13 protein-coding genes and 1 pseudogene are annotated in these 11,311 nt (G+C 69.3%); 9 read left to right on the top strand and 5 right to left on the bottom strand.

From position 1 onward, the window contains the following. Position 1: 1 nt before the first annotated feature. The 7 genes and pseudogenes from AB8998_RS03555 (at position 2) to AB8998_RS03525 (ending at position 4,762) form a co-directional block, all read left to right on the top strand. Entirely contained in the window at positions 2–1,024 is a 1,023-nt protein-coding gene (locus AB8998_RS03555) for a Dyp-type peroxidase (protein WP_369736856.1), read from the top strand. Next, positions 1,024–1,821, top strand: a complete 798-nt coding sequence (locus AB8998_RS03550) for a family 1 encapsulin nanocompartment shell protein (RefSeq protein ID WP_369736855.1) — start codon at positions 1,024–1,026, stop codon at positions 1,819–1,821. The genes AB8998_RS03555 and AB8998_RS03550 overlap by 1 nt, the downstream gene beginning before the upstream one ends. Before the next feature lie 317 nt (positions 1,822–2,138). Next, positions 2,139–2,819 carry a TetR/AcrR family transcriptional regulator gene (locus AB8998_RS03545; RefSeq protein WP_369736854.1) on the top strand — a complete coding sequence of 227 codons (681 nt, stop codon included), beginning with the start codon at positions 2,139–2,141 and terminating at the stop codon, positions 2,817–2,819. Continuing rightward, positions 2,812–3,495, top strand: coding sequence for a TetR/AcrR family transcriptional regulator (locus tag AB8998_RS03540; RefSeq protein WP_369736853.1), 684 nt, complete (start codon positions 2,812–2,814; stop codon positions 3,493–3,495). The genes AB8998_RS03545 and AB8998_RS03540 overlap by 8 nt, the downstream gene beginning before the upstream one ends. A 41-nt stretch (positions 3,496–3,536) precedes the next feature. After that, positions 3,537–3,725: pseudogene (locus AB8998_RS03535) on the top strand (pyridine nucleotide-disulfide oxidoreductase); the annotation flags it as partial. A 3-nt stretch (positions 3,726–3,728) separates the two neighbouring features. Then, positions 3,729–4,178, top strand: coding sequence for a cupin domain-containing protein (locus AB8998_RS03530; protein ID WP_369736852.1), 450 nt, complete (start codon positions 3,729–3,731; stop codon positions 4,176–4,178). Between the two features lie 116 nt (positions 4,179–4,294). Further along, positions 4,295–4,762, top strand: coding sequence for a YbjN domain-containing protein (locus AB8998_RS03525; RefSeq protein ID WP_369736851.1), 468 nt, complete (start codon positions 4,295–4,297; stop codon positions 4,760–4,762). 22 nt (positions 4,763–4,784) lie between these two features. Here the strand turns inward: AB8998_RS03525 and purQ are convergent, their stop codons facing one another. The 3 genes from purQ to AB8998_RS03510 are packed head-to-tail and all read right to left on the bottom strand — an operon-like array spanning position 4,785 to position 6,468. After that, on the bottom strand, positions 4,785–5,459 hold the full coding sequence (purQ, locus tag AB8998_RS03520) for a phosphoribosylformylglycinamidine synthase subunit PurQ (RefSeq protein WP_369736850.1): 675 nt from the start codon (positions 5,457–5,459) through the stop codon (positions 4,785–4,787). Then, positions 5,456–5,695: a phosphoribosylformylglycinamidine synthase subunit PurS gene (gene purS, locus AB8998_RS03515; protein ID WP_369736849.1), complete on the bottom strand. Its 240-nt coding sequence runs from the start codon at positions 5,693–5,695 to the stop codon at positions 5,456–5,458. Before purS ends, purQ begins: the two co-directional genes overlap by 4 nt. A gap of 38 nt (positions 5,696–5,733) precedes the next feature. Continuing rightward, positions 5,734–6,468, bottom strand: a complete 735-nt coding sequence (locus AB8998_RS03510) for an ATPase (RefSeq protein ID WP_369736848.1) — start codon at positions 6,466–6,468, stop codon at positions 5,734–5,736. Here AB8998_RS03510 and AB8998_RS03505 point away from each other — a divergent pair. Continuing rightward, a complete protein-coding gene (locus tag AB8998_RS03505) occupies positions 6,445–7,083 on the top strand; it encodes an MBL fold metallo-hydrolase (RefSeq protein WP_369736847.1) in 639 nt (212 codons plus the stop codon). The two genes, AB8998_RS03510 and AB8998_RS03505, sit on opposite strands and share 24 nt — an antisense overlap. 12 nt (positions 7,084–7,095) lie before the next feature. On the opposite strand, the gene AB8998_RS03500 is transcribed toward AB8998_RS03505, so the two are convergent. Continuing rightward, a complete protein-coding gene (locus AB8998_RS03500; protein WP_369736846.1) occupies positions 7,096–8,763 on the bottom strand; it encodes an FAD-binding dehydrogenase in 1,668 nt (555 codons plus the stop codon). 36 nt (positions 8,764–8,799) lie between these two features. After that, positions 8,800–9,504, bottom strand: coding sequence for a DUF2334 domain-containing protein (locus AB8998_RS03495; protein ID WP_369736845.1), 705 nt, complete (start codon positions 9,502–9,504; stop codon positions 8,800–8,802). 192 nt (positions 9,505–9,696) lie between these two features. Between AB8998_RS03495 and AB8998_RS03490 the strand changes: the two genes are divergently transcribed. Further along, entirely contained in the window at positions 9,697–11,310 is a 1,614-nt protein-coding gene (locus tag AB8998_RS03490; protein WP_369736844.1) for a DHA2 family efflux MFS transporter permease subunit, read from the top strand. The last annotated feature ends 1 nt before the right edge of the window (position 11,311 follow it).

Below are 11,311 nucleotides of genomic sequence, written 5' to 3'. Positions count from 1 at the left end.
AGTGCCGCCCGTTCAGCCACAACCCATCCTCGCACCGCTGACGCCCGCCGCGATTTTCCTCGTGGTCACGATCGACGAGGGCGGGGAGGCGGCCGTGCACGACGCCCTGCCCGACCTTTCGGGACTGGTCCGGGCGCTGGGCTTCCGCGACCCGGCCAAGCGGCTGTCGATGATCACCTCCATCGGTTCCGACGCCTGGGACCGGTTGTTCAGTGGTCCGCGGCCCGCCGAACTGCACCCGTTCGTCGCACTGACCGGACCGCGGCACACGGCCCCGGCCACCCCCGGCGACGTGCTGTTCCACATCCGGGCCGAGAGCATGGACGTCTGTTTCGAGTTGGCCGGGCGCGTCCTCAAGGCCATGGCCGGTGCGGTCACCGTCGTCGACGAGGTCCACGGGTTCCGGTTCTTCGACAACCGCGACCTGCTGGGGTTCGTCGACGGCACCGAAAACCCGGACGGTCCAATCGCGCGGAGCGCCACCATGATCGGCGACGAGGACCCCGGCTTCGCCGGGTCGTGCTACGTCCACGTGCAGAAGTACGTGCACGACATGCCGGAGTGGGAGTCGCTGCCGGTAGCCGAGCAGGAACGCGTGGTGGGCCGCACCAAGCTCGACGACATCGAACTCGACGAGGACGTCAAGCCCACCGACTCCCACGTCGCGCTCAACGTCATCGCCGACGACGACGGCACCGAGCTGAAGATCGTGCGGCACAACATGCCGTTCGGCGAGGTGGGCAAGGGCGAGTACGGCACCTACTTCATCGGCTATTCGCGCCGGCCCGCGGTGACCGAGCAGATGATGCGCAACATGTTTCTCGGCGATCCGCCGGGGAATACCGACCGCATACTCGATTTCTCCACCGCGCTGACCGGGGGGATGTTCTTCTCCCCCACCGTCGACTTCCTCGACGGCCCACCGGCGCTGCCCGGCGCGCCGGGACATCGGGGCGGTTCGGCGTCCGACCCCACCTCTGAAAGCGGCTCACTGTCGATCGGCAGCCTGAAAGGAACCTCCTGATGAACAACCTCTACCGCGAGCTGGCACCGGTCACCGAAGCGGCATGGAAAGAAATCGAAACCGAGGCCACGCGGACGTTCAAACGCCACATCGCCGGCCGGCGGGTGGTCGACGTCAGCGGCCCCGGCGGGCCGGCGACCGCGGCGGTCAGCACGGGACGGCTGGTCGACGTGCAGTCCCCCACCGACGGCGTGGTCGCTCACCTGCGCGCCAGCAAACCGCTTGTGCGGCTGCGGGTTCCGTTTACCCTGTCCCGCTACGAGATCGACAACGTGGAACGTGGTGCGCTGGACGCCGACTGGGACCCGGTCAAGGCCGCCGCCAAGAAACTGGCGTTCGTCGAGGACCGCGCGATCTTCGAGGGCTACCCCGCCGCATCGATCGACGGCATCCGCAGCTGCACCTCCAACCCCCCGGTGACGTTGCCGGAGGACCCGCGCGACATGCCCGATGCGATCTCGCAGGCGTTGACCGCCCTGCGGCTGGCCGGTGTCGACGGGCCGTATTCGGTGCTGCTGTCCGCCGAGGTCTATACCAAGGTCAGCGAGACCACCGAACACGGATATCCGATCCGTGAGCACCTCAGCCGGCTGGTCGGCGGCGACATCATCTGGGCGCCCGCCATCGACGGCGCCATGGTGCTGACCACGCGCGGCGGCGACTTCGACCTGCAGTTGGGCACCGACGTCGCGATCGGTTACACCAGCCACGACACCGACACGGTGCACCTGTACCTGCAGGAGACGATGACGTTCCTGTGCTACACCGCGGAGGCGTCGGTCTGCCTGGGCTGCTAGCCGACCGCGCCGGCGCTACAGGTCCAGGACGAGCTCTGCGGTGCCGCCGAGCAGATCCCCGCGCGGTGAGCGCGTCGCGGATGTCGCTCATGAATCGGGTCGGGCCGCACAGATAGACCGCGGCGTCCGCCGGGAGGCCCAGCTGCGCGATGGCGTTCCGGTCCAGGCGCCCTTGCGTTTGCGTGTACACCACAACCTGCCGGACATTGGGCAGGGAACCGATCAGGGTGGTGACTTCCGCGGCGAAGGCCTGGCTGTCGGGGTTGGTGGTGTGCACCATCCCATAATCCGGGGCGTCTGCGCGTTACCCTGGCGCGATGGCCGAGTCCGATGTTCAGGACGAACAGCGGTTGACCGCCAAGGGGCGCGCCACCCGCGATCGCATCGTGCAGGCCGCCGCCCAGCTGATCGTCGCCGACGGCCTGGCCACCGCCAACATGGAGAACGTCCGCAGGGCGGCCTCGGTGAGCGGGTCGCAACTCGCGCACTACTTCGCCGACAAGGCCGCGCTGATCCGGGCCGTCCTCCGGCACCGGATCGGCGTGGTTCTGGACTTTCACCAACAATCCGCGCTGCACGGCCTGGAGTCGTTCGACGACTTCGAGCGGTGGATCGATCTCAACATCCGCCACCTGCGCCGCATCGGGTACGTCGGCACGCCGACCTACCATGCCCTGGCCGCGCAGCTGGCTAAGTCCGACGACGCCACGCGCGCCACGTTGGCGGAAGGGTACGCGCGCTGGATCGATCTGCTGGCCAACGCGATTCAGCGGATGAAGGACAGCGGCGCGCTCCGCGAGGACGCCGACCCGCGCCGACTCGCCCTGGTCGCCGTCAGCGCCCACCAGGGGGGCGGCATGTTGGCGTTCACCTACCGGGCGGAATGGCCGCACGCCGACGCCACCCGGTTCGCCGTCAACTATCTCCGCATGTTCGCCACCGATCCAGCCGAACGGAGCCCCCGTCCGCCCAGACGTCGAGGGCGCAGCCGTGACTGAGGATTCGCGCTTAACCCGCAAGGGACTGGCGACCCGGTCGCGCATCGTCGACGTGGCCGCCCGCCTCATCTTCGAGCGCGGCATCGCCAACACCAGCATCGATCAGGTGCGGCGCGCGGCGAAAGTGGGCGGATCGCAGATCTCGCACTACTTCCGCGACAAACACGAGCTGACGCGCCACGTGGTCGCCGCGCGCCGCTCCGACGTGCAGTCCTTTCATACGCGACCGCAGTTCGCTTCCCTCGACTCCCTCGAGGCCCTGCAGGCGTGGGCCGATGCCTGCGTGGCCGACATCGACGCCGTGTACCGGGTGGGTGGCTGCATCTACGGCTCGCTGGCCGGCGAACTCATCGACGCCGACGACGAGATACACGCCGACCTCTCCGCCGGATACGACGAGTGGATCGACTTGTTCCGGACGGGCCTGGCCGCGATGCGCGACCGCGGAGAGCTGCGCGCCGAGGCCGATCCGCGCCACCTGGCCGTGGTGCTGGTCGTCGCGCACCAGGGCGGCGCCATGCTCACCCATGCCACCGGTGACGCGGATCCGCTGCGGTTCGCCGTGAATGCCGCCGTGGATTATGTGCGTTCCTTCGCGACCCGGTCCGCGCCGGTCGACGGACGCCCCGAGCGGCGTGGGCGCGAGCTGGACAATTATGGGTATTCTAGCCCGTAATATTGGGATATAGATCCCATTAGATGCGAGGAGCGGGAGGGCGGCAGGATTTGCCGGGCGTCACGCTGGTCGGCCCGGGCGTCACCGAGATCCTGCACTCGGCCACCGTCGCCGTCGCCGGCCGGGTGCCGGTCGACCGGTTGTGGCACGCGGTGCCCTGCTTCCCGACGATCAGCGAACTGTGGCTGAGACTGCTCGAAGCGTATCGGGACGCCCCGCGCGACAATTGAGCGATGGCGACCTCGGACGGTTTTCACCCCGACTTCGACGACGTGACGGCAGGGGCACCACGGGTGCACCACGTCCGGGCGTCTGACCTCAGCTCCGACACCGCGCAGTCGGAGGGAATGCGGCGCTTCGCCGCCCTGTCCGGCCGGTCGGTCGGCGCGGCGAAGCTGTGGATGGGCGAGACGCACGTGGCCCCGGGGGCCGTGTCGTCCAACCACCATCACGGCGAGTCCGAGACCGCGATCTACGTGCGCAGCGGTCATCCGGAGTTCGTCTTCCACGACGGCGTCCGGGAGGTACGTGTCGCGACCGCTCCGGGCGACTACGTCTTCGTTCCGCCCTACCTGCCGCATCGCGAAGAAAATCCCGACCCGACGACACCGGCCGAGGTCGTGATCGCCCGCAGCACGCAGGAGGCCATCGTGGTCAATCTGCCGGGGCTGTATCCGCTCTGAGTCGGCGTGCCGATTCAGAGCGCGACGCCGCCACTCAGCCAATTCTCAACGGATTCTTCGGTTTTGGCCAGCCTGGCTCCTAGGCTGCGCAAAGCCACTGTCAGCAGCATGGATTCATGACGAGTGAGCCGCTGTGCGCCGACCTGATCGAACGTTACCTGCGTACCCGCGGAAGCCGGTATTTCCGCGGCAGGCACGACGGCGATTTCTTCTACGTCGCCAACACCCGCCCGCGTCGGCTGCACGTGCACCTCGAGGTGTGCCCCGCGCACGACGACGTGCTGGTGGTTCGGGTGGTTCCCGCGTGTTTCTTCCCCGCCACCGATCGACCGTGGCTGACCCACCTCGCAGACGGCTGGAATCGGCAGGATCGCGAAGTCACCGCGATCGTGCACAATTCCTGCGACCCGCAGCGCATCGGGGTGATCGCGCGCCGGTCGCAGTGGATTCGCGGTGATATCGCCTTCGAGGATTTCTCGCGCTTCGTGGACAACACGATCGCGGCCGCGATCGAACTGTTCGGCGAGCTGACCCCGGTTGTGGAGTGGCACCCGGAGCAGCCGCTGCTGCGCGATGCCGGCTGAGTACCGCCGCCGGGGTATCGGCTCAGACCGCGAGAACGGCGTCCAGTGCCGAATAGAACAGGCCCAGCCCGTCGTCGGACGGCCCGGTCAGTGCCTCGATGGCATGCTCGGGATGGGGCATCAGGCCGACCACCCGCCCGTTGGCCGAGCTGACGCCCGCGATGTCGTGCAGCGAGCCGTTGACGTTGTCGTGGTAGCGGAACACCACCCGGCCCTCGTCCTCGAGCTCGGCGAGCACGTCCCGGGGCGCCACGTAGCGGCCCTCGCCGGATTTGAGGGGGATCAGGATGTCCGCGCCCGGCTCGTACCGCGACGTCCAGGCCGTCGCGGTGGACGCCACCGTCAGCCACACGTCGCGGCAGACGAAATGCAGGCCCACGTTGCGAGTGAGCGCACCGGGCAGCAGCCCCGCCTCGCACAGGACCTGAAAACCGTTGCAGATGCCCAGCACCGGCATCCCGCGTGCCGCGGCGCCGACCACTTCGGCCATCACCGGGGCGAACCGGGCGATCGCCCCCGCCCGCAGGTAGTCGCCGTAGGAGAACCCGCCGGGTACCACCACGGCGTCGACGGCCTTGAGGTCGGCGTCGGCGTGCCAGAGGCTGACGGGTTCGGCGCCGACACGCCGTACCGCGCGGGCGGCGTCGGCGTCGTCGAGCGACCCCGGGAACGTGATGACCCCGACGCGCACCGTCACCTCGCCTCCCGCGTGATCGTCCAGTCCTCGATCACGGTGTTGGCCAGCAGCGACTCCGCGATCTCGGCGAGCACGGAGTCGTCGACGGTGTCGTCGACCTCGAGCTCGAATCGCTTGCCCTGCCGCACATCCGAGATGCCGGGATGACCCAGCCGACCGAGCGCGCCGACAATGGCCTGACCCTGCGGGTCGAGAATCTCCGCTTTGGGCATCACGTTGACGATCACCCTGGCCACCGGCGCCCTCCTCTTCGTGTCGGCGCCAACCTTACCGGTCACAGGCACGAGGCGATGTAGGCCTCGCACAGGGGCGCGGCCATGGCGCTGAGCACCGGCTCGTCGGCCATCGCGGGCCAGGGCACCTGCGGCGGGGCCGACGACCACAGCGTGAGCTCGGCGATCGTGCTGCTCGACGGGTGGGCGAGCAGGTAGGTGTGCACGATGACCGGCCCGGAGATCACCGCGGCCGCGCGGTCGGGCCCGTCGGTGGTGACCGACGGCGATTCCAGCGGTGCCCCGCGCTGGCAGCCGCGCAGCGCGGCGACGGCGTCGCCGAACACCGCGGTCGCGGTCGGGCCGCCGCGGGCCGTATCGCCGCGCCAGTGCAGGATCTGAGCCTGCAGTTGCCACTGGCCTTCTGGGTGCACGACGGTCGCCCGGGCGGCGACCGCGCCGGCGCGCGGGTCGTGCGGGACCGCCGGCGTGGCACACACCTCCTCGAACCGGAACCGGGCGCCGGCGCCGATACCGGTGATCTGCACCGCCAGACCGGCCGGTGCGGGCCAGTGGTAGACGGAGTCCAGCGGCACGGCACGCGCCGGGATCCACGCGGTGGCCGGGACCTGGTCGCAGACGGGCGGGCAGGTTTCCGGCTCCGCCTGCGCGGACACCACGACGACCAGGGAACCCGCCAGGCAACCGGCGATCACGAACATCGCCAGGATCACCCGCATCGGCACCGCCTTCGTCCGGGCACAATCGTAGACATGCAGCTGACGCATTTCGGGCACTCGTGCCTACTCGCCGAATTCGGCCACACCCGCGTGCTCTTCGACCCCGGTACTTTCGCGCACGGCTTCGAGGGGATCACCGGCCTGACGGCCATCCTGGTCACCCACCAGCACCCCGACCACATCGATGCCACGCGGCTGCCCGCACTGCTCGAGGGCAACCCGGACGCCGCGCTGTACGCCGACCCGCAGACGACCGCCCAATTGGGTGAGCCGTGCCGGGAAGTACACGTCGGCGACGAGCTGCGGATCGGGGAGGTGACCGTGCGGGCCGTCGGCGGCAGGCACGCGGTGATACACCCGGAAATCCCTGCGATAGAGAATCTTTCGTATCTGGTGGGCGACGCCGACCATCCGGCCAGGCTGATGCATCCCGGTGACGCGCTGTTCGTGCCCGACGAGCCGGTCGACGTGCTCGCCGCCCCGGCGGCCGCGCCCTGGATGCGCATCTCGGAGGCCGTCGACTACCTGCGCGCGGTCGCGCCCGCGCGCGCGGTGCCCATCCACCAGGGCGTCGTCGCACCCGAGGCCAGGGGCCTCTACTACGGGCGGCTCACCGAGATGACCGACACCGACTTCCAGGTGTTACCCGAGGAAAGCGCGGTCAGCTTCTAGGGCGAGCAGAACTCAGGTGATGTCGTCGGCCGCGCCCCGACCGGCCGCACGCCCGGAGAAGATGCAGCCACCCAGGAAAGTGCCCTCCAGCGCCCGGTAGCCGTGCACGCCGCCGCCGCCGAAGCCCGCCACCTCACCGGCCGCGTACAGCCCGGTGAGCCGGGTGCCGTCGGCCTTGAGCACGCGCGCCTGCAGGTCGGTTTCGATGCCGCCCAGGGTTTTTCGGGTCAGGATGTGCAGCTTGACCGCGATCAGCGGCCCGGCCTTCGGGTCGGTGAGCCGGTGGGGCGCCACCACCCGGGTGAAGCGGTCGCCCAGGTAGCCGCGGGCGGCGCGGATCGCGGTGACCTGCCCGTCCTTGCTGAACCTGTTGGCGACCTCGCGATCGCGGGCGGTCACCTCGGCCGCCACGGTGGAGTAATCCAACGGCGCCACGTCGGGCAGCTTGTTCATCGCGGCCACCAGCTCACGCAGCGAATCGGCGCTGACGAAGTCCGCACCGCGGTCGACGAACGCCTGCACCGGGGCCGGCGGGCCGGAACTGGCCCGGTTACGCAGCAGCGCGCGCACGCTCTGCCCGGTCAGGTCGGGATTCTGCTCCTGGCCCGACAAGGCGAATTCCTTCTCGATGATCCTGGCGTTGAGGATGAACCAGGTGTAGTCGTACCCGGACTTGGTGATGTATTCCAGCGTGCCCAGGGTGTCGAACCCCGGGTACAGCGGGACCGGCAGCCGCTTGCCGGCCCCGTCCAGCCACAGCGACGACGGCCCCGGGATGATCCGGATGCCGTGCAGCGGCCAGACCGGCTCGTAATTGGTGATGCCCTCGGTGTAATGCCACATCCGGTCGGGGTTGATCACCCGCGCACCGGCCCGCTGTGCGATGTCGATCATCCGGCCGTCGACGTGGGCGGGGACGCCGCTGAGCAGCTGCCCGGGGACCCGGCCCATCCGCTCGGGCCAGTTCTTGCGCACCAGATCGTGGTTGCCGCCGATGCCGCCGCTGGTGACGATCACCGCAGGGGCACGAAACTCGAATTGCGCCACCGCTTTTCGCGAGGAAGGCATCCCGCGCGGGGCGGTGCTGGGTTCCAGCACGCTACCCCGGACGCCGGTGACCGCGCCGCCTTCGAGGATCAACTCGTCGACCTGGTGGCGGTGCGCGAAGCGCACGGTCGAGCGGTCGCGCAGCCGGCGGGCGAAGATCTCGACCAGGGCCGGTCCCGTGCCCCAGGTGATGTGGAAGCGCGGCACCGAATTGCCGTGTCCCAGCGCATCGTATCCGCCCCGTTCGGCCCAGCCGACCAGCGGGAAGAGCTTCAGGCCCCGGGCACGCAGCCAACTGCGCTTCTCCCCGGCCGCGAAATCGACGTAGGCGTAGGCCCATTGCCGGGGCCAGTAGTCCTCGTCCCGGTCGAAAGCCGCCGTCCCCAGCCAGTCCTGCAACGCGAGTTCATGGCTGTCGCGGATTCCCAGGCGACGCTGTTCGGGGCTGTCGACGAAGAACAGCCCGCCGAACGACCAGAAGGCCTGCCCGCCCAGGTTGGCGCTGTTCTCCTGGTCGAGGACCAGCACCCGCAGGCCGCGTTCGACGAGTTCGCAGGCCGCCACCAGCCCCGCCAGACCGGCTCCGACGACGATCGCGTCGGCGACGAACCCGCCGGCCGAAGTATCGCTCATGTCGGACCAGGGTAGTGCCCCGACCGAGCCGTGGGATCAGGCGGCGTCGACGATCGCCTTGTCGCGTTGCCAGTGGTACACCGTCGGCGTGCAGCCGTGCATCAGCGCCAGGTCAACGGCGTCGAGCATAGCCTGGTGCGGGCCCGGCTTGCGCAGCTGACGGGCGGCGACCGCCACCCGCACCATGCCGCCCCGGCGGGCGATCCGCTCCGCGGACAGCACCACCATCCGGCACCACCAGGGTTCGGTCAGGAATCCTTCGCCGATACCGAGGACCCGGGCGCGCACGGTGGTGTGCCGGACCAGGTCGGTGACCCCGTGCAGGTCCGCGAGCAACCGAAATCCGTTCTGCGGCAGAGCCTTGACGACGCCCGGCGACACGACCCAGCCCGGCGCGGCGAACAGCCGGGTGCGCAGCCCGAGATGCTCGAGCACCCGGTCGGCTGCCGTCAGGCGCAGCCTGGCCTCGTGCGCCCGCAGCATCGCGAATTCGGCGCGCCGCTTCTTGGTGGCCGCGTCGTCGTAGCCGTGCAGCACGATGGCGTCGCCGCCGGCACGCCGGGCGGTCAGCCACTCGACGGTCCGCGGGTCGCGGTCGAGCCGGTAGTCCCCTTTGAGCCTCGGAGCCACCAGCAACGACACCGGCACGTTGCGGGCATCCATTTCCGCGCAGAACGCCTCGACGTCGGCCAAGGTGCGGTCACCTATGCCCGAGATCGAGACGATCAAGTTTCCAGACACGTACGTAGTTTGCCGATTCCAAGTTTCGGGACGGTGAAGGACACGCAGACGGCAGGCGTATATCGCGCCGCCTCGCCGCCGCGCCGCCCGCAAACCCCTCCTGCGTCCGGCGTCCGATGCGGGGCCGTGCACCGCCCGCCCCCGCTCCGATCCAGCAAACGACTGGCGGCGTCGGCGGGTCGACGGTTCGATATGCTAAGCAACGCCATGGAAAAGGCTCCAGCCGTCCCGCCGTCCGCCGCCACCACCCCGCAGCGGGCGGCCGGTGAGCGCGAGTATCCCGACAAGCTGGACGCAGCGCTGCTGCGGATCGCCGGGGTGTGCATCCTGGCCACGGTGATGTCGATCCTGGACGTCACCGTCGTCAGCGTCGCCCAGCGCACCTTCATCGCCCAGTTCTCATCCACTCAGGCCGTGGTCGCCTGGACGATGACCGGCTACATGTTGGCCCTGGCCACGGTCATCCCGGTAACGGGTTGGGCTGCCGACAGGTTCGGCACCAAACGGCTGTTCATGGGCTCGGTCCTGGCGTTCACGCTGGGCTCGCTGCTGTGTGCGCTGGCGCCGGACATCCTGCTGCTCATCGCCTTTCGGGCGGTGCAGGGCATCGGGGGTGGCATGCTGCCGCCGCTCGGCTTCATGATCTTGACCCGCGAGGCGGGCCCCGGGCGGCTCGGCCGCCTGATGTCGATCCTGAGCGTCCCCATGCTGCTCGCCCCGATCTGCGGGCCGATCCTGGGCGGTTGGCTCATCGACACCGCCGGCTGGAGGTGGATCTTTTTGATCAACCTGCCGATCGGTCTGCTCACGACCGCCCTCGCGGCGGTCGTGTTCGCCAGGGACCAGCCGTCGCGATCGGAGACGTTCGACCTCGTCGGCGTGCTGCTGCTTTCCCCCGGCCTGGCCACGTTCCTGTTCGCGGTGTCCTCCATCCCGGGTCGCGGAACGGTCGCAGATCGGCACGTGTTGATACCGGCGGCGGTCGGGCTGGCGCTGATCGTGGTCTTCGTCCTGCACGCCTGGTATCGGGCCGATCACCCGCTGATCGACCTGCGGCTGTTCAAGAACCGGGTGGTCACCCACGCCAACGTGACGATGACGCTGTTCGCGGTCGCGTTCTTCGGGGCGGCGCTGCTGCTCCCGAGCTACTTCCAGCAGGTGTTGCACCAGACGCCGACGCAAGCCGGATTCCACATGATCCCGCAGGGCCTCGGCGCGATGCTGACCATGCAGCTGGCCGGCCCGATCGTGGACCGCCGGGGGCCCGGCAAGGTTGTGCTGGCCGGCATCGCGCTCATCACCACCGGCCTGGGCACGTTCGCCTACGGCGTGGCCAGGCAGGCCGACTACCACCCCACACTGCTGACCGGGCTGGTGATCATGGGCATGGGCATGGGCTGCGCCATGATGCCCCTGTCGGTGGCGGCGGTGCAGACGCTGGCCCCGCACCAGATCGCCCGCGGATCGACGCTGATCAGCGTCTTGCACCAGGTGGGCGGCTCGGTCGGCACGGCGCTGATGTCGGTGATCCTGACGAGCCAGTTCAACCGAAGCGAAAACATCCGCGCCGCAAACAAAATGGCGCTGCTGCAGCAGAGCGCGGCCAGGCTCGGTGTGCCCCTCGACAAGTCCGCGGTCCCCGAGCAGACCTTCAGCCACCACTTCGCCGGCGACCTGCTGCACGACCTCTCAAACGCCTACACCGCTGTGTTCGCGCTCGCGGCGGCGCTGGTGGCGTCCACTCTCATCCCCGCCTGGTTCCTGCCCAGACAGCCCGCCCGCGAATTCCTCACTCCGGCAAGATGAC

This window comes from Mycobacterium sp. HUMS_12744610 (genome assembly GCF_041206865.1).
Taxonomy (GTDB): domain Bacteria; phylum Actinomycetota; class Actinomycetes; order Mycobacteriales; family Mycobacteriaceae; genus Mycobacterium; species Mycobacterium servetii.
Note: the sequence above shows the minus strand (reverse complement) of the source record. Positions and strands in the feature narration are given on the sequence as shown.

Excerpts from the sequence above, each read along its gene's own strand:
- AB8998_RS03530 (WP_369736852.1), top strand. The coding sequence starts at position 3,729 with ATGGCGACCTCGGACGGTTTTCACCCCGACTTCGACGACGTGACGGCA.
- AB8998_RS03525 (WP_369736851.1), top strand. The coding sequence starts at position 4,295 with ATGACGAGTGAGCCGCTGTGCGCCGACCTGATCGAACGTTACCTGCGT.
- AB8998_RS03500 (WP_369736846.1), bottom strand. The coding sequence starts at position 8,763 with ATGAGCGATACTTCGGCCGGCGGGTTCGTCGCCGACGCGATCGTCGTC.
- AB8998_RS03545 (WP_369736854.1), top strand. The coding sequence starts at position 2,139 with ATGGCCGAGTCCGATGTTCAGGACGAACAGCGGTTGACCGCCAAGGGG.
- AB8998_RS03490 (WP_369736844.1), top strand. The coding sequence starts at position 9,697 with ATGCTAAGCAACGCCATGGAAAAGGCTCCAGCCGTCCCGCCGTCCGCC.
- AB8998_RS03550 (WP_369736855.1), top strand. The coding sequence starts at position 1,024 with ATGAACAACCTCTACCGCGAGCTGGCACCGGTCACCGAAGCGGCATGG.
- AB8998_RS03505 (WP_369736847.1), top strand. The coding sequence starts at position 6,445 with ATGCAGCTGACGCATTTCGGGCACTCGTGCCTACTCGCCGAATTCGGC.